At 70.6% G+C, this 15629-nt stretch carries 18 protein-coding genes; 8 read left to right on the top strand and 10 right to left on the bottom strand.

Annotated elements, in window-relative coordinates:
* Window positions 1–69: 69 nt before the first annotated feature.
* Both rocF and FVQ98_RS20100 read right to left on the bottom strand, forming a co-directional pair.
* On the bottom strand, window positions 70–990 hold the full coding sequence (rocF, locus tag FVQ98_RS09740) for an arginase (protein WP_147913237.1): 921 nt from the start codon (window positions 988–990) through the stop codon (window positions 70–72).
* 595 nt (window positions 991–1585) lie between these two features.
* On the bottom strand, window positions 1586–1762 hold the full coding sequence (locus tag FVQ98_RS20100) for a hypothetical protein (RefSeq protein ID WP_255507719.1): 177 nt from the start codon (window positions 1760–1762) through the stop codon (window positions 1586–1588).
* Between the two features lie 143 nt (window positions 1763–1905).
* On the opposite strand from FVQ98_RS20100, the gene FVQ98_RS09735 reads away from it, so the two are divergent.
* The 4 genes from FVQ98_RS09735 to FVQ98_RS09720 all read left to right on the top strand — a co-directional run bounded on the left by FVQ98_RS09735 (window position 1906) and on the right by FVQ98_RS09720 (window position 5160).
* The gene (locus FVQ98_RS09735; protein ID WP_255507718.1) at window positions 1906–3324 is read left to right on the top strand and encodes a hypothetical protein; all 1419 of its coding nucleotides are present in this window, start codon (window positions 1906–1908) and stop codon (window positions 3322–3324) included.
* Between the two features lie 74 nt (window positions 3325–3398).
* On the top strand, window positions 3399–4265 hold the full coding sequence (locus FVQ98_RS09730) for a hypothetical protein (RefSeq protein WP_147913235.1): 867 nt from the start codon (window positions 3399–3401) through the stop codon (window positions 4263–4265).
* Complete coding sequence (locus FVQ98_RS09725) at window positions 4262–4510, top strand: hypothetical protein (RefSeq protein ID WP_147913234.1); 249 nt, start codon at window positions 4262–4264, stop codon at window positions 4508–4510. The genes FVQ98_RS09730 and FVQ98_RS09725 overlap by 4 nt, the downstream gene beginning before the upstream one ends.
* 62 nt (window positions 4511–4572) lie before the next feature.
* On the top strand, window positions 4573–5160 hold the full coding sequence (locus FVQ98_RS09720; protein WP_147913233.1) for an NnrU family protein: 588 nt from the start codon (window positions 4573–4575) through the stop codon (window positions 5158–5160).
* Between the two features lie 169 nt (window positions 5161–5329).
* On the opposite strand, the gene FVQ98_RS09715 is transcribed toward FVQ98_RS09720, so the two are convergent.
* Together FVQ98_RS09715 and FVQ98_RS09710 are read right to left on the bottom strand one after the other, a co-directional pair.
* Window positions 5330–5779 carry an SRPBCC family protein gene (locus FVQ98_RS09715; protein WP_147913232.1) on the bottom strand — a complete coding sequence of 150 codons (450 nt, stop codon included), beginning with the start codon at window positions 5777–5779 and terminating at the stop codon, window positions 5330–5332.
* A 128-nt stretch (window positions 5780–5907) separates the two neighbouring features.
* A complete protein-coding gene (locus FVQ98_RS09710) occupies window positions 5908–6192 on the bottom strand; it encodes an acylphosphatase (RefSeq protein WP_370512938.1) in 285 nt (94 codons plus the stop codon).
* Between the two features lie 22 nt (window positions 6193–6214).
* Here FVQ98_RS09710 and FVQ98_RS09705 point away from each other — a divergent pair, with 22 nt between their 5' ends.
* Genes FVQ98_RS09705 through FVQ98_RS09695 form a run of 3 tightly spaced genes read left to right on the top strand, consistent with a single transcriptional unit; the run spans window position 6215 to window position 8969 of the window.
* Window positions 6215–7522, top strand: coding sequence for a M14 family metallopeptidase (locus FVQ98_RS09705; RefSeq protein ID WP_187265687.1), 1308 nt, complete (start codon window positions 6215–6217; stop codon window positions 7520–7522).
* Window positions 7523–7535: 13 nt separating this feature from the next.
* A complete protein-coding gene (locus tag FVQ98_RS09700; protein WP_147913229.1) occupies window positions 7536–7820 on the top strand; it encodes a 4Fe-4S binding protein in 285 nt (94 codons plus the stop codon).
* Between the two features lie 57 nt (window positions 7821–7877).
* Window positions 7878–8969 carry a 3-deoxy-7-phosphoheptulonate synthase gene (locus tag FVQ98_RS09695; protein ID WP_147913228.1) on the top strand — a complete coding sequence of 364 codons (1092 nt, stop codon included), beginning with the start codon at window positions 7878–7880 and terminating at the stop codon, window positions 8967–8969.
* A gap of 37 nt (window positions 8970–9006) precedes the next feature.
* Here the strand turns inward: FVQ98_RS09695 and FVQ98_RS09690 are convergent, their stop codons facing one another.
* Together FVQ98_RS09690 and infA are read right to left on the bottom strand one after the other, a co-directional pair.
* A complete protein-coding gene (locus FVQ98_RS09690) occupies window positions 9007–9267 on the bottom strand; it encodes a hypothetical protein (RefSeq protein WP_147913227.1) in 261 nt (86 codons plus the stop codon).
* A gap of 235 nt (window positions 9268–9502) precedes the next feature.
* The gene (infA, locus tag FVQ98_RS09685; protein WP_147913226.1) at window positions 9503–9760 is read right to left on the bottom strand and encodes a translation initiation factor IF-1; all 258 of its coding nucleotides are present in this window, start codon (window positions 9758–9760) and stop codon (window positions 9503–9505) included.
* 759 nt (window positions 9761–10519) lie between these two features.
* Here infA and FVQ98_RS09680 point away from each other — a divergent pair.
* Window positions 10520–10879 carry a hypothetical protein gene (locus FVQ98_RS09680; RefSeq protein WP_147913225.1) on the top strand — a complete coding sequence of 120 codons (360 nt, stop codon included), beginning with the start codon at window positions 10520–10522 and terminating at the stop codon, window positions 10877–10879.
* A gap of 317 nt (window positions 10880–11196) precedes the next feature.
* Here the strand turns inward: FVQ98_RS09680 and FVQ98_RS09675 are convergent, their stop codons facing one another.
* From FVQ98_RS09675 to xrtQ, 4 genes are all read right to left on the bottom strand, one after another.
* Window positions 11197–12000: a hypothetical protein gene (locus FVQ98_RS09675; protein WP_147913224.1), complete on the bottom strand. Its 804-nt coding sequence runs from the start codon at window positions 11998–12000 to the stop codon at window positions 11197–11199.
* A gap of 221 nt (window positions 12001–12221) precedes the next feature.
* On the bottom strand, window positions 12222–13706 hold the full coding sequence (locus tag FVQ98_RS09670) for a biosynthetic peptidoglycan transglycosylase (RefSeq protein ID WP_147913223.1): 1485 nt from the start codon (window positions 13704–13706) through the stop codon (window positions 12222–12224).
* Window positions 13707–13805: 99 nt separating this feature from the next.
* Complete coding sequence (locus FVQ98_RS09665; protein WP_147913222.1) at window positions 13806–14492, bottom strand: hypothetical protein; 687 nt, start codon at window positions 14490–14492, stop codon at window positions 13806–13808.
* Between the two features lie 50 nt (window positions 14493–14542).
* A complete protein-coding gene (xrtQ, locus tag FVQ98_RS09660; protein ID WP_147913221.1) occupies window positions 14543–15448 on the bottom strand; it encodes an exosortase Q in 906 nt (301 codons plus the stop codon).
* Between the last annotated feature and the right edge of the window lie 181 nt (window positions 15449–15629).

Here is a 15629-nt window from a genome sequence, read left to right as displayed (position 1 = left end):
AGCCACCGAACACCTGCCTCCCATCACGCGACTCGCATTCGACGGGAACAACGTGTTGAGAAACTACACCTAGCGCCGCACCCGCATCAGCGTGCTCTTGCCGAACAGGCTTTCCACCAGATCCACCGCCAGTTCGGCCGTGCGGTTGTGGGTGTCGAAGGCGGGGTTGATTTCGACGATGTCGAGCGACGACATGCGGCCGGTGTCGGCCACCATTTCCATGCACAGCTGCGCTTCGCGGTAGGTGGGACCGCCGCGGATGGTGGTGGCGACGCCGGGGGCGATCTCGGGGTCGAGAAAGTCCACATCCAGGCTGACGTGCAGGTGCGTGCCCGGCGCCATGCCGGCCAGGGCGCGGTCCATGGTGGCACGCATGCCGTGTTCGTCGATGTAGCGCATGTCGAACACCTCGATGCCCGCCGCATGCACCAGCTGCTTTTCGCCCGCATCCACGCTGCGGATGCCGATCTGGCGCAGGTCCTGCGGGCGCAGCGCGGGGTGCGCGGCGGAAAAGCCGCCGAGCGCGACCAGTTCAGACGGCCCGTCGCCGCACAGGCTGGCCACCGGCATGCCGTGCAGGTTGCCGCTGGGGGTGAGCGCGGCGGTGTTGAAGTCGGCGTGCGCGTCGAACCACAGCACGCGCAGCGGCGCGCCGCGGTCCGCGCAGTGACGCGCCACCGCGCTGATGCTGCCCATGGCCAGGCAGTGGTCGCCGCCCATCAGCACGGGCAGGCGGCCTGCCTGCAGCTCTGCCAGCACGGCGGTGTGCACGGCGCGGTTCCAGGCCACGACTTCGGGCAGGTGGCGAAAGCCGTCGACAGGCGGCTGCCAGGGGTTGGGCGGTCCACTCACATTCCCCGCGTCGTGGACCTGAACGCCTTGCGCGCGCAGGGCTTCGGTGATGCCGGCCACGCGCAGCGCTTCCGGGCCCATGCTGGCGCCGCGCTCGCCGGCGCCCACATCGGTCGGGGCACCGATCAATGAGACCATGGCCCCCGAAAAATGGGGAATATCCGCAGTTGACATATGACAAAAATATGACTAGGTAGTCTTCCCAATGGGAACGGCACGACTTTTCAGGACACCTCTCCCTCCCTAGAGTTTGCCGTGTTCCGGGTTGCATTGCGTGGCCTGGCGAAGGCGCCCACACGGCGCACCACCCCTCAGGAGTTTTGCATCGTGTCTGGTCCCGTTCAGCCCACCCAATCCCCGCCGCCAGTCAGTGCGCCACCACAGGTGGGGCCAGGCGCTCCACCCGCCAGGTCGCCCCATGGCGCGCCACAGGCGCCAAACAATGGGATGACCATCCCGTCTGCCACGCCCGGTTACGAGCAACAGTACACCGTGCAAGACGGCGACACGCTCAGTGACATCGCACGCCGACATGGCGTGACCTTGCAGCAGCTGCTGGACGCCAATCCTCAGTTTGACCCCAACAGCGTGGGCAACGGCATCGACTTCGGGCGTGGCCAGCCAGGTACCTGGGATGCCGATGCCATCTTCCAGGGCGACCAGATTCGACTCCCCTCGGCCCCTCAAGCACCGGCGCCTACACCCACACCGGCGCCTACACCCACACCGGCGCCTACACCCACGCCAGCGCCTGCGCCCACGCCAGCACCTGCGCCCACGCCAGCACCTGCGCCCACACCAGCACCTGCGCCCACACCAGCACCTGCGCCCACACCAGCACCTGCGCCCACACCAGCACCTGCGCCCACACCAGCACCTGCGCCCACGCCGGTACCGCCCACCGTTCCACCTCAGGGCCCGCCCGTCTTTCCAGTCCCGCCGACGATGGGGCCACACGCGCCCGGTCAGGGGCCGCAGGCACCCGGCGGTGCACCCGCTCCCTCCGTCGACCCGGCTCGGGTCGACCGGGCGGTCTCGGATATTCGCGAGCGCATGCGCTCCGGCTTTCTCAATCCCGTGGGCGCAGATGACGTCAAGTCCGTTCAAAACACCATCTCCGGCCTGCCCCGTGCGGAAGCGAACGCGGTGGTGAACACGCTGTCGGACGACGAGTTGCGGCATCTGGCCAACGAGGTCAACGATGGCAGCTGGGTCGGTGGCGGCCTCAATAAAGAGGAAAAGACCGCGTTTTTCGACACCATGGCCAGGCAGCTCGACGGCGCGCAGTTGGCGCGGTTGACCACGGCCTTCGACAACACCCAGCAAGGCATGGGGCTGGGCAAGCTCGACTCGTCCGACGATGTCGCGGCGCTGGGCGCAGCGGTGGGTCGCCACGCGTCCACCAACACCAAGCAGGAATACATCAAGGCCTTGAGTGCCAATGGCGCGCTGACGGATCAGGCGCGGGTCACCGGCAGCTCGTTCGGCACCACGATGACACAAATGTCCGACCCGCAGGCGCGCGCCGTGGCGGAGGTGATAGCCACGATGGGCAACAGCCCCACCGCTGCGCGCAACGCCCTGGAATCGCTCACGTCGGAGCAACTCAATGCCGTGGTCAACGCCGCTGCCGACCCGACGATGATCACCACCTCGTCGATGGGCGGCTCCTCGGTGTCGAGCCACTACGACACCGCCACCTTCCAGCGGCTGATGGAGGTGGCAGGCAAGACCGATAACGCCGACCTGAAAGCCCGCGTGTTCGCCGCAGGCGCGAACGTGCTGAAGGACGCCGAGTCCGGCAACCTTTTCGCCCCGGTGCTGGCCGACACCGCCGCCATGCGGGCCGGCATGCACAGCCTGCTGATGAGCGATGTCAACGGCGTGGTGGGCGAGCTGGCCTCCAATGCCGAGACACGCGATGGCTCGGCGCTGGCCACCTACGCCAAGTCGGCCCTGAACGCGAGCGAGTTCGACCAGCTGGGCGCGGTGCAGGCGCGCCTGTCCCTCGGCAACGACCTGAAGGGCGACCCAATCCAGAACTTCGGCGCCACCACCAAGGCGCCCGACGGCACGGACCGCTACATCAACGCCGAGCGACTTGGCTACTTCGCTGGGGCCATGAACGCCGCCACGCGCTCCATCTCCAGCGACGCGGCCAAGCAGGCCGAGCTGACCAACGCAGTGATCAAGAGCGGCCTGTCGATCATCGACAAGGTCTCGCCACGGCCGGTGGGCATGGGTGCCTCGGTGCTCAAGGAGTGGACGGGCTTTGCGGTCAAGTTGGCGTACGAGCAAGCCATCTCGTCGCAACTCGGGGCAGAAGACAAGATGTTCTGGGCAATGCAACCGGTTACGGCCGGCGAAGTGCGTCCCAATGGCGAAGTCGACCGTGAAGTGGCCAACGGCAGCGCGTCGCGCTCTGCCTTCGAGGACACGTGGAACCTCGTGGCCAACAAGGCCAAGCCCTGATACCAGCCAGTGCCCCGGGGCCGCGCCGTGGCCTCGGGCGACGGCGGCGCGCTGCGACGTCGAATGTCACGACCTTGAACGCTGGCTGTGCTACGGTCACGCCGATGGCTTTTTGCGCGGCGCTCGGCCGGCACTTTCGCGAACTGGGTCTGGCAACCACGCTGCTGGCTCTGACGGGCCTGGCGGCCTGCTCGGACCAAGGCGCGGGCGAGGCCGGTGCCAGTGCGGTCATCGCAACGCCCGCTTCGGGCGCGCCGGCCGCTGCCCACCCGACACCGATGCAACCTAACGACACGCCCACCGATCCCGCCTTGGCCGCCGCGCTGAACACTGACGCGCCGCACGCCGTGCTGGCGCTGGCACAGTCGTCGGACCCCACCCAGGCCCACGCACTGGCGCACTGGGCCCGGGCCCACTGGAAAAGCCGCAACGTCGACCCGATGGCCCGCGTGCTGGCGCAGCTGGCGCTGGGCGCCGACCTGCGCGAAGACGCGGTCCGGCATTTCTCGGATGGCCCGTTGGCCGACGACGGCACACCTGCCTACACGCACGCGGTCGCACTGGGCTACCTGGTCGGCGCTCTGCAGTCCGGGCTGCGCGCGACCTCTGGCGACGAGGCCGCGCACCGCGACCTGGTGCTCCAGCTGTTGCGCAGCGCAGCACGTGGGGCGGGCGTAGCCCAGCCGACAGCAGCGCTGCCCGGCCCCGATGCGACCGCCGGCCAGCGCTGGGTGCGCTTCAACATCTATCCGCTGCTGGCGCCCGCGCAAGGCGCCCCCAGCGCCAGTGCCGACGATCTGCTGGAGCACGCCGCCGTGCCGGTGGCCGCCACGCGGCTGCGCGCCAACGGAGAGCCGGATCTGGAAATCGGCGCCGGCTCGGCCGCGCTCGGCGCCTTCCAGCGGAGGCTGCAAGCGCAACGGCGCGCGTCGGCCCCATGAGTGCACCGCCTGTGCCACCCGCCTGCACGGCCTGCCAGGTACCCATGCAAAGCGGCTTCCTGCTGGACCGCGGCTACAACGATCAGGGCCGCGTGGCCGAATGGATCGAGGGAGCGCCGGCCCCCAGTTTCTGGCAGGGCCTGGCGCTCGACGGGCGCTTGCGCCTGCCGGTGGAAAGCTGGCGTTGTCCCAGCTGTGGGCTGCTGGCCCATTACGCGCGCGCGAACACGCCCTCAGGCGCGTGATCCGCCCATAATCGGCTCACCTCCCTCGATCAGGCTGCCACCCCGACGCAGCCCAGCCCCACATGACCGTACTCATTCTTGGCCTCGTGCTGTTCCTGGGCGCGCATTCGGTGCGCATCTTTGCCGACGGCTGGCGCACGCGCACCATCGCCAGCCTGGGCGACAAGGGCTGGAAGGCGGCGTATTCGGTGGTGTCGTTGATCGGCTTCGGGCTGATCGTCTGGGGCTACGGCCTGGCGCGGCAGCAGCCGGTGGTGGTGTGGTCGCCGCCGGTGATGATGAAGCACCTGAATTCGCTGTTCACCCTGGTGGCCTTCGTCTTCCTGGCGGCCGCCTACGTGCCGCGCAACCAGATCCGCGCCAAGCTGCACCACCCGATGGTGCTGGGCGTGAAGCTGTGGGCCTTTGGCCACCTGCTGGCCACGGGCAAGCTGGCCGACATGGTGCTCTTTGGCGCCTTCCTGCTGTGGGCGGTGCTGGACTTTCGCGCCGCGCGCCAGCGCGACCGCGCGCTGGGCACCGTGTACGCGCCGGGCACGCTGGCCGGCACGCTGATCGCCGTGGTGGTGGGCGCGGTGGCGTGGGCGGTGTTCGCCTTCTGGCTGCACGCGGCCTGGATTGGCGTGGCGCCGCTGGGGCGCACGCTGTAAGGCCAAAGCGGTCCTGGCTACGACCGCGCGCAGCCCAATATACTATCGATTCAATAGCTGCTTGCGCAGGCAGCCGTACGGCCGACGGCCGATTTCTTTATCAATCAGTGCTCTCCCCCGCGTGACGGTCGCGCCGCGGGCCTGGGGTCGCTGGCCCTTAGCAGCGGCGCTACTCGCGAATTTCCGGCTCCACCAGCAGCGCCAACAGCTGCAGCGACTGCTGCCAACCGAGGTAGCAGGCCTCGATCGGGATCACGCTGGGTATGCCTTCCTGCACGATGCGCACGTCGGTGCCGACCGACACCTTGGCCAGCGTCACCGTGGTCTGCATCTGCCCGGGCAGGTTGGCGTCATCAAAGCGCGCGGTGTAGCGCAGGCGCTGCTCGGGCACCAGCTCCAGGTACTCGCCACCAAAGCCGTGGCTGTGGCCGGTGGTGAGGTTGGTGAAGCTCATGTGGTAGCGGCCACCGACCTCGGCGGCCATCTCCTGCACCTGGCCAGTGAAGCCGTGCGGCGGCAGCCACTTGGCCCAGGCCTCGGGCGACAGGAAGGCGCGGTAAACGCGCTCGGGCGGCGCGCTGAGCACGCGGTGCAGGTGAACGGATGCGGTGTCGGACATGGCGTTGGCCTCCGTGCCGGTGTGCCAAAACCACATTCTTGGGCGCCGCCGCCCGTTTTGCCGCCCCCGCAGACGATGCCCGCGCGCGTGTCAGGGCTTCGTTCGCCTCCCGATCGTTGGGGGCTGCTCTAAACCGTGCCGGCCTGGGTGAAGCCGGGCACCGCCTCGGCGGGCGCCTCGCTCACCTCGACCCGCTCCACCTGCGCGCGCGCCGGGCCTTGGTGCGCCCAGTCGATCAGCGCCTGCACGGCGTCCGGCGTACCTTGCACCAGCGCCTCAACGCTGCCGTCGGCGCGGTTGCGCACCCAGCCGTGCACGCCCAGGCGCTCGGCCTGCTGCACCGTGCTGGCGCGGTAGTACACGCCCTGGACGCGGCCATGGATACGCAGCAGGCGGGCGATGGTGTCAGACATCTCGGGCATCATACGCAGCACCTTGACCCGCGCGCCGGCACCGCACGCCGCGCGCCCCCACCTGGCGCTGCGCACCATGCTGCTTCGATGGCTGTCCCGGACGCTGCTGACACTGGCGGCGCTGCTCGCCCTGGTCACGGCCTGGGCGATGTGGCGCTTTGCCAGCTACACCGCGCCCGACCCCGCCGTGCCGCCCGACGCCGGGGCGCTGGCCTACTTCATCAACGACTACGCGCCCGCGCGCGAAGCCTTCGTGCACAAGGCCGACGCGCTGGCCCGGCGCTTTGGCGGGGTGGAGCAGCTGCGCATCCCGGTGGCCAGCGCGCAGGTGCCGGGCCTGACGGTGGACGGCGTCTACGTGCCCGCGCAGCGCGAACCGCGGCGGCTGTTGATCCTGCTGTCGGGCACGCACGGCGTGGAAGGGCCGGCCGGCAGCGCGGTCACGCGCCTGTTCATGGACGAATTCATGACCTCCGCGGCACTGGCCGACACCGGCGTGCTGCTGCTGCACGGCATGAACCCCTACGGCTTTGCCCGCCAGCGCCGCGTGACCGAGCAGAACGTCGACCTGAACCGCAACGCCGCCGCCAGCGCCGCGCTGTACCTGAGCGACAACGCCGGCTACCCGCTGGTCGACCCGCTGATCAACCCCCGCGACGTGGCCGACACCGGCGCCCCCGCGCACCGCTTCTTCCTGCTGCGCGCACTGGGCATGCTGGCGCAGCACGGCATGGCGCCGCTGCGCCAGGCGGTGCTGCAGGGCCAGTACGCCGAGCCGCGCGGCATCTACTACGGTGGCAGCGCGCTGGCGCCGCAGCTGGAAGCGCTGGCGCCCACGCTGCGGCGCATCGTCAACGCCTACCCGCTGTCGATGTCGCTCGATCTGCACACCGGCTACGGCGCGCGCGGGCACCTGCACGTGTTCCTGAACCCGCCGACCGACCCGCGCGTGCGCCAGGGGCTGGAGCAGGTGTTCCAGGGCCACGCCATCGACTGGGGCACGGGGCAGGACTTCTACACCGTCACCGGTGACGTCAGCGGCTGGATCGGCAGCTTGCGCGCTGGCGGCACGCACCTGCCCGGCGTGTTCGAGTACGGCACCATGGACAGCCAGGGCACGCTGGGCGCGATCAAGTCGCTGCACATCGGCGTGCTGGAAAACCAGGGCGTGCAGCACGGCTACGCCAGCGATGCCGAGCGCGAACGCATCCGGCGCGACTACGTCGAGATGTTCAACCCCAGCTCGCCGGCCTGGCGCACCCAGGTCATCCAGCAGAGCCGCCAGCTGCTGACGCAGGTGATGGCGCGCCTGCCGCAGCTGGGCCAGTGAAGCGCCCGCCGTCGTGGCCAATTACCGCCCCGCGTCGCGCGCGCCCCGCAAGGCCCTGCCGGTGATCGACCCGGCGCGCTGCACCGGCTGCGGCTGGTGCGTCGGCGTGTGCGATCCGCACGTGCTGAGCCTGCACGCCAGCGATGGGCGCAAGACGTCGACGCTGGACGATGCGGCCGGCTGCACCGGATGTGCGCTGTGCGCGCTGCGCTGCCCCTTCGACGCCATCACGATGGTGCGCACACGGCAACGCACTGCCGCACTGGCCGGGCCTTTGCCTGATGATCGTCAAAATTGATAGCTGCTAGCGCTGATGGGGCGGGCGACAGAGGCACAAAACACCGATAATCGCTCAATGGCATCCCAAGACACCCCCAGCACCCTCGACACCACCCGCACCGACGGCCGCCGCATCCGCGCCGTGCGCCCGCTGCTCACCCCGGCCATCCTGCAGGAATGGCTGCCCGCGCCCGAAGCGGCGCAGGACCTGGTCGAAGCCAGCCGCCACGCCATCGCGCGCGTGCTGCACGGGCAGGACGACCGGCTGATCGTCGTGGTGGGACCGTGCTCGATCCACGACCACGCGCAGGCCATGGAGTACGCGCGCCGCCTGCGCGCCGAAGCGCAGCGCCACGCGGGCGAGCTGCTGACCGTGATGCGCGTGTACTTCGAAAAGCCGCGCACCACCGTGGGCTGGAAGGGCTACATCAACGACCCGCACATGGACGACAGCTACGCCATCAACGAAGGCCTGCAGATGGCGCGCCGTCTGCTCCTGGACGTGTCGGCGCTGGGGCTGCCGGTGGGCTGCGAATTTCTCGACCTGCTCAGCCCCCAGTTCGTGACCGACCTGGTGAGCTGGGGCGCGATCGGCGCGCGCACCACCGAAAGCCAGAGCCACCGCCAGCTGGCCAGCGGCCTGAGCTGCCCGGTGGGCTTCAAGAACGGCACCGACGGCGGCGTGAAGGTGGCGGCCGACGCGATGCTGGCGGCGCAATCACCGCACGCCTTCCTGGGCCTGACCAAGATGGGCCAAGCCGCCATTTTCGACACGCGCGGCAACCCCGACTGCCACATCATCCTGCGCGGCGGCAAGGCGCCCAACTACGCCAAGGCCGACGTCGATGCGGCCTGCGAACTGCTGAAGAAAGCCGGCCTGCGCGAGCAGGTGATGATCGACCTGTCGCACGCCAACAGCAGCAAGCAGCACGCGCGCCAGATCGTGGTGGCCGAAGACGTGGCCGCGCAGGTCGCCGCGGGCGACGAGCGCATCATGGGCGTGATGATTGAAAGCCACCTGCAGGAAGGGCGGCAGGACATCGTTGAGGGTCAGGCACTGAAGCCCGGCGTGTCGGTGACCGACGCCTGCATCAGCTTCGAGCAGACCGTGCCGGTGCTCGATGGGCTGGCGAAAGCGGTTCGGGAGCGGCGGGCGAAGCGCGGCTGAGCGGAAGGCTTGCCGGCCGGCTGGGTTCCAGCCCGCACTATGGCCCTTGCAGGAGAAAGCCCAGGAACGCGATCACCAGAGCGGCGCCGATCAGCCAAGCGCTTTTGGCGGAGATCGGGCGCAGGCGGGGGTCGTCCGGGTCCGATGCGGGCACCAGCGCCCACCAGATCCGCCGTAGGAGCGGGCCTTCCGTGAGCGGGCCTTCCGTCGGTGATCGGCGCATGCGCCAAACGACCAACCCGGTGGTACAGCCCACCGCCCAGATCCACCACCCGTTGTCGCGCAACCAAGTCCACATGGTCGGACGGTAGCAGACGATGCCATGCAGCGGTCGCACAGCGTGGGTGCGATCGCTGAATACTACAAATACAATAGCTGTTTGCGCAGGTGGTTGTAGGGCCACAGGCCAAATCAACCCAAACCGTCACCGCGATGCGTCACGCGGTGCGGTGCCGAAACCCTGCCGTTTCGGCAGCGCCGGGCGCATCCGTGGGGCCTGGCGGCAGGCCCGGTGCGCCAACGCTTGGCGCCGATCAGCGGCGGCGCGGACCGCCACCGCCGTCGTTGCGGCGCTCGAGGTGGCGGAAGCTGATGCGGCCCTTGGTCAGGTCGTAGGGCGACAGCTCCAGCGTCACGCGGTCACCCGCCAGGATGCGGATGTGGTTCTTCTTCATCTTGCCGGCGGAATACGCCACCAGCTCGTGCCCGTTGTCCAGCGTCACGCGAAAACGGGTGTCGGGCAACACTTCGTTGACGATGCCCATCATTTCAATCAGTTCTTCCTTGGCCATGTACGGATCCCTATGGTTGATTCGATTCCTCGGTGCGTCCACCGGCCTTGGGCGTTTGCAGCGCCGCTCGCGAATGGGTGACACGGACCCCGCGGCGTGCTGTTCGTACGCTGCCACCATTCCCGCCACCTGAGGCACGCTTGCCGGCCGGACAAGCGCGAGGGTGATGCAGGATGCGAACCGCTGACCGTCGCCGGCGGATGGCACCTGGAATGGCACGGAAGCCACAGGGCAAGTGCGCCAGCAACCGGCTGCGCAAAGGCGAAGACTGCGGGCAAGGCCATCGCAGTGGCGGCGCCTGGGTGCGGCGCGCCCGCCTACCGGTCACTGACGCGCGGTGGAGCGCTGACGCCTGCCTGGCCCGTATCGCACCAGGCGGCGCTTGTCGCCGCACCCTTGTCGCGCCCTGGGGGCCCGTGAAGGTAACTGCGTATTTTACTGCGCAGGAGGTTTTTTCGCCAACCGCGGCGGTGCCGGCTGCCAACGTCGCTTGGGGCCAAACCGCTGCCCCCCGGCCCCGCTGACCTCTGCAAAGGCGGCTTTGGCGCGGAAGCAAGACCGGGGGCAGCGCGGTGCAGTGACCGATTTTGCGGCCGACACGGAGTCGGCCCGGCGCTTTACCGGCGCCTCACATTCACTCGCCACCTGTAAAGTGAGTACGCATTCACACCGTTACAACGCCAACATCTTCGCCCGCCATGTAACGCGATTGGCCGTCAGACTGCGTCCTGTGTTCAACGACCGAAAGGTACCCCGCACATGACCCAACGCAACCTGCGCACCGTCCCCGCCGCCTTGCTGATGACCACGGCGCTTTCCTGGAGCGTCTCCGCACTGGCGCAGACCGCCCCCGGCACCGCACCCGCGCGACCGGCCAGCGCAGCAGCGCCCTCCATGGGCCACAGTGGCGGCTTGCACCCAGGCGCCCAGGTCGCCCCGCCGGGCCCGGCTGTGGGCGGCGCGGCCGCACCCGCGGTTGGCGGCACGCCTCCCGGCGCCCCCACCAACGGCCTGCCGCCCGGCTTCGAGCCGGCCATGCCCGGCAAGAGCGGCAGCGGCACGGCACCGGGCACAGCCCCTGCCGGCGGCACCAAGCCCGCCCCGGCGCAGCGCCCCTGAGCGCGCATTAAAGCCCGTGCGGCGGCCCTGCGACCTGCAGGGCGGGCCGCACCGGCCTTCAGGTTCTCAGTCGAGCGGCCCGCCCTCCGTCGCTCCCTGCCTGGTAGCTCCGCTCTTGCGGTGCGCCAGGCTTTTTTTGTGTACGCTGCCAAGGCAGGCGGGCGAACTGCACCTTGCGCGCACCGCTCATGCACTTAAATACTAGCAAATTGCCCGCAGTCGCATCAGCGAACGCACCGTGCCCTCGCGCACGTCCGCGGCAAAGTCTCCTGGGGCGGCGAAGGACCGCAGTGGTCACAGTCCGGCCAGCCCGAGGCTCAGTCGGCGCTGCGCTCTTCCACCACCTTGGCCGGCGCCCGCTTGCGCGCCACCGGCTTGGCCGGCGCAGAAGCCTTGTCCTCGGCCGACTTGGGCAGCGGCCCGCATTTGGCCTCGGCAAACTGACCGCGCAAGTTGGTCAGGTGCGTGGAAATCTGGTCCAGCACCGGCGGCGGCAGCGGCTGCTGGAACTCGAAGTCCAGGCGCTCGATCTCGGCCGACCAGTATCCGCACAGCGACGCCTGTTGCGACGGATCGTGCCCCGACGCCGTGAACACCGCTGGGCGCGCCACGCGCACCGCCGGGCCGCTGTCGCCGGTCGAGCCGGTCACGCCGTTGGCGTCCACGCCCGCAGGCTGCTCGGTATCCGCCTCCGCCATGCCGGAGCTGCGCGGCTCGGGGGTCGAGCCGGCCGGGCAGGGCGTGTTGGTGTAGGTCACCTGCCCATCGACCACGCACTTGTTGACGCCTTCCAGGCCCGTCACGGCAGGACCGGCCGACGGGGCGGGCTGCGACGGCGCGGGCGGTTGCACGGTGCGCGGCACCGCCGCCACCGGCGGCGGCTCGGCCGGCGGGGCTTGCGCCTCCGGCGGGGCCTGCAGCGTAGGCGTCGCGCCCGAGGCCACGGCGCGGCGCTTGGCCACGTCGGCGATGAACCATTCGTAGGCGCGCCAGGCGCCCACCACCAGCAGCACCGCCGCGACGCCCGTGATCACCCAGCGCAGCGCACCGCCGCCCGATTCGGGCTCGGGCGGCATCAAGGGGCGGTCCGACGGGTCGGCAGCGACGGTGTCTTCGGTCATGGCAGGCGCGGTCGTCAAGGCTGGGCCCGCGCGGAGCGGGCGAGGGGCCATGATACCGGCCCTGCATGTACGCCCACACGCGCGATCCGCGCCCCGTCGCCACAGGGTGGCCCGCGTGCCATTCATGGCCGAAACGCGCTTCGACGGCGCGCAGGGCCTTGGGTCCCGCGCCCGCGCTGCCCTCGAGCGAGCGCGGGCTCTACGCGCCGCCCCCGCCACCGTCACTTCGCCGCCAGCTTCAACGCACGGTCGCTGGCGTGCGCCGCTGACGCGGCCTCCGCCGCGCTCGGCTCACGGCCCGGCTCCATCGACGGACTGCGCACCACCCACCGGTCCCGTTCCGCCGCCAGCTGCGCCGCCAGCGCGCGCCGGGTGCGGATAGGCACGCCGCGCGTCTGGTCGGCGATCCAGGCCAGGCGGTCGGGGTCGACGCTGCCTTCGCGGGCCCAGCGTTGGGCTTCGTGTTGGGGGTTGCGCAGCATGGCGGCCAGGGTGACGGCCTGGCGCGGGCTGAGGCGGCGCGCGGGCACGCCAAACCAATGCTGGGCCGCGGCTTCGGCGCCGCACAGGCTGCGGCGCGCGGGCGGGCCGTCGGCCAATTCGCCCCAGGGCGCTAGGTTCAGGTACAGCTGCAGGATGCGCGCCTTGCCCAGGGTTTGTTCCATTTCGACGGCGTAGAGCAGCTCGCGCAGCTTGCGTTGCAGCGTGCGGTCGCCGCCGGCCACCATCAGCTTGGCCAGTTGCTGCGTGATCGTGCTGCCGCCGCCGGCGATGGCGCCCGCGCGCTGGTTGCCCTGCCAGTTGTGCAGCAGCGCGGGCAGGTCGTAGCCGGGGTGCTCGTAAAAGTTCTGGTCCTCGGCGGCCAGCACGGCGCGCGCTAGCCAGCCGCGCGGGTCGTGCATGACGGCCGCGCCGCAGGCGGGGCGCAGGTGCGCCCACTCGGCCGTGCCCAGGCCTTGCACGGCGAAGCCGGTCAGCTGCGGCTGCACCTTCAGCGCGCGCCCGGGCAGCGTCAGCTCGGCCGACAGCGCCAGCGTGCCGTCGATGCGGGCGCTGGCCAGTTCGGGCAGGTCGGGGCCGAGCAGCGTGACCCAGTCGCGCGCCGGCGCGTCCTGCCATTTCAGCTGCACGCGCCAGCCCGGGCCTTCGCGTTCGGCGCGCCAGCGCGCGGCCAGCACGGGGCGGTCGCCGTCCGGCGCCTGCGCGCCCAGCAGCAGGCTGCCGCGCAGGTGCTGACCGTTGGCGTCGGTAATGTCGCGCGCCAGCGCCAGTTGCGCGGCGGGCACGGTGAGCGTGTCCTGCCCCACGGCGGCGGGCAGCGGCAGCGTGCAGGGCTCGCAGTGCAGGATCAGCGTGGGCTGCGGGCCTTCGGCGCCGGCCGGGCGCCAGCCCAGGGTGACGGGACCCAGGCGCGTGGCAACGCGCACGCCGTCCAAGCGTTCACCAATCCACGGCGTGGTGGCCAGCCAGACCAGCTGCGGCACGCCGGCGCGCAAGGCCAGCGGCCCGCGGCCCAGCTCGGTCGCCCATTCGCCGGTCTGCGGCATGAGCGCGACGCGCAGCAGCGCCCACAGCGCGGTCAGCAGCACGGCGGCGGTGAGGCCGATGACGGCCAGGCCGCGCAGCAGACGGCTGCGCCAGCGGCGCGGCGGCGGCGCGAGGGACGGGTCGGGCGAGGTGCGTTGAGGTGCGGCGGCGGGGTCCATGGTGGCGTCCTGGGGGTGAAACGTTGCGGGTGTCAGCCAACTTGTTGCTATCACTTCGGAAGCTGCTTGCGCAGATGGTTGTAGGGCCAACGGCCTGTTTCATGCATCATCGGCCTGCCAGGGCCGCGTGACGGTGACGGCACGCCACGGGCCTGGCGACCGGCCGAACGCCGCCGCCCAGTACCAGGCCGAGGTGTCGGCGAAGCGGCGGCCGGCGGCGTCTTCGATCTGCTCGCACACGCGCAGCGCGACGCCGTCCTTGCGCGCGGTGAAGCAGCGCTGGACCTGGGCGCTGTCCGTGGGCGACGCGGCGGGCGCGGCGTCGGCGTCGACCAGCGGCAGGCGGTCGGTGACGCGCAGGGCGATGGTGTGCCGAAGCGGGTCGGCGCGCGGTGCGGGCTCTTTGAATTCGGCCTGCATGCGCTCCAGTCGCTCGCCCTCAATCCGGTACCCCAGCGCGCGGTAGCAGTCCACCGCCGGGTGCAGCAGGCGCGTGGGCTGACGCACTTCGCGCAGCACGACGATCTGGCGGCCGTCGGTCAGGCGAGCGATGTGGCCGGGAAAGGCCTGGGCAAAGCGCTGCTCCACCGCCGACAGCGCCAGCGGCCGCACCGGCTGGCCGTCCCAGTCGTTGGGCAGCTCGGCCGGTGCGCTGGCGACGGTGCTGGCCGCCGCGCCGTCGGTGCCAGGGCCGATGGCCGCGGCCAGCGCACAGGCCAGCATGGCGGCGCCGAACGCGCTCTTTCCCAGCACGCGGTGGGTGAAGGTGTTGGTCCACAGTTTCATGATCAAACTCCTCGTTGGCCTTAGTGCAATCTGCGCGGGCAGCTACTGAATCAAGAGCAGACGCGATCAATGGCAGGGCGCCGGCCCATGCCCCAGGCGATCAGCGCGCACACCGCGGCCAGCGCCACCAGGCCCACCGCTTCGTGCAGCCAGGGCGCGGCGCCGGGGCCGGCTTCCAGCGCGACCAGCACGCTGTTGCGCAGCACGTTGCCAACCAGCACGGCAGCGCCGACCAGCGGCAGGCGCAGCGCAAAGTCGCGGTCGCGCCGGCCCGCCCACAGCGCCACGGCGCAGGCGGTGAAGTAGCCCGCCCAGGCCATCTGCACGCCCGAACAGGGCGCGTCCACGATCACCAGCACGCCGCCCACGTTCAGGCTGCTGCCTTCGCGCACCACGGCGAACCACGGCGCCAGCAGCCACCGGCTGGCCTCGGCCGTCAACACGCGCAGCGGGTAGCCGGCGTAGAACTGCAGCGACGCGATCAACGGCAGCGCCAGCACGGCCAGCCCCAGCACCGGCAGCCGCCCCACGGCCAGGCGCGGCGCCGGCCACAGCACGCCGCCCTCGGCGCGCATGGCGCCGCGGCGGGCATCCGGTAAGAAGGCGAGCAAACCTGCGGCCCAGGCCAGTACCGCGACCAGGCTGGTGACCAGCGCCGGCGCCGCGCCGCGCAGCAGCGTCGCCGCCAGCGTGCCGACCCCCGCCGCCATCAACCAGCCCAGGCGCGGCGCACAGCGCAAATCGCGCCGCAGCACCGCCACCAGCGCGGCCAGCGCCAGCAGGGCGAGCACGCCCAGCGGGTCGTCCGAGCCGTCCTGCAAGCGCGCCGCCACCCAGCGCCAGGTCGGCCACAGCGCCAGCGTCTGCAGCGCGATCCAGGCCAGCGCCGGGGCGCGGTCCACGCGCAGCGACCAGGGCTGCAAACGGGGGTGACGGAGCATGAGAGGAAGGGACATGGTGGTTCTCGTCAACAGAATCAATTTCAGGCGTTCTGGCCTTCTGGCGCTAGAGGGACTTGCGCGAGCAGCTATCTAATTGAGAGTAAAGCGACTCAACGGCGGCACCCGGTTTCGATTGCCCCCGTCAGCCCAGCGAACGCCAGGGCCGGACCTGCGCCGGCCCTCGGCGTTGTCCCCC

The sequence above is a fragment of the Ottowia flava genome, assembly GCF_008017535.1.
Lineage (GTDB): Bacteria > Pseudomonadota > Gammaproteobacteria > Burkholderiales > Burkholderiaceae_C > Ottowia > Ottowia flava.
This window is presented reverse-complemented; position numbering and strand designations above follow the sequence as displayed.

Bases quoted from the DNA above. Each gene is read 5' to 3' on its own strand.
- FVQ98_RS09735 (WP_255507718.1), top strand. From the start codon at position 1,906: ATGCGCTCCGGCTTTCTCAATCCCGTGGGCGCAGATGACGTCAAGTCC.
- rocF (WP_147913237.1), bottom strand. From the start codon at position 990: ATGGTCTCATTGATCGGTGCCCCGACCGATGTGGGCGCCGGCGAGCGC.
- FVQ98_RS09710 (WP_370512938.1), bottom strand. From the start codon at position 6,192: ATGTCTGACACCATCGCCCGCCTGCTGCGTATCCATGGCCGCGTCCAG.
- FVQ98_RS09715 (WP_147913232.1), bottom strand. From the start codon at position 5,779: ATGTCCGACACCGCATCCGTTCACCTGCACCGCGTGCTCAGCGCGCCG.
- FVQ98_RS09695 (WP_147913228.1), top strand. From the start codon at position 7,878: ATGGCATCCCAAGACACCCCCAGCACCCTCGACACCACCCGCACCGAC.
- xrtQ (WP_147913221.1), bottom strand. From the start codon at position 15,448: ATGTCCCTTCCTCTCATGCTCCGTCACCCCCGTTTGCAGCCCTGGTCG.
- FVQ98_RS09680 (WP_147913225.1), top strand. From the start codon at position 10,520: ATGACCCAACGCAACCTGCGCACCGTCCCCGCCGCCTTGCTGATGACC.
- FVQ98_RS09670 (WP_147913223.1), bottom strand. From the start codon at position 13,706: ATGGACCCCGCCGCCGCACCTCAACGCACCTCGCCCGACCCGTCCCTC.
- FVQ98_RS09725 (WP_147913234.1), top strand. From the start codon at position 4,262: ATGAGTGCACCGCCTGTGCCACCCGCCTGCACGGCCTGCCAGGTACCC.
- FVQ98_RS09665 (WP_147913222.1), bottom strand. From the start codon at position 14,492: ATGAAACTGTGGACCAACACCTTCACCCACCGCGTGCTGGGAAAGAGC.
- FVQ98_RS09720 (WP_147913233.1), top strand. From the start codon at position 4,573: ATGACCGTACTCATTCTTGGCCTCGTGCTGTTCCTGGGCGCGCATTCG.
- FVQ98_RS09690 (WP_147913227.1), bottom strand. From the start codon at position 9,267: ATGTGGACTTGGTTGCGCGACAACGGGTGGTGGATCTGGGCGGTGGGC.
- FVQ98_RS09675 (WP_147913224.1), bottom strand. From the start codon at position 12,000: ATGACCGAAGACACCGTCGCTGCCGACCCGTCGGACCGCCCCTTGATG.
- infA (WP_147913226.1), bottom strand. From the start codon at position 9,760: ATGGCCAAGGAAGAACTGATTGAAATGATGGGCATCGTCAACGAAGTG.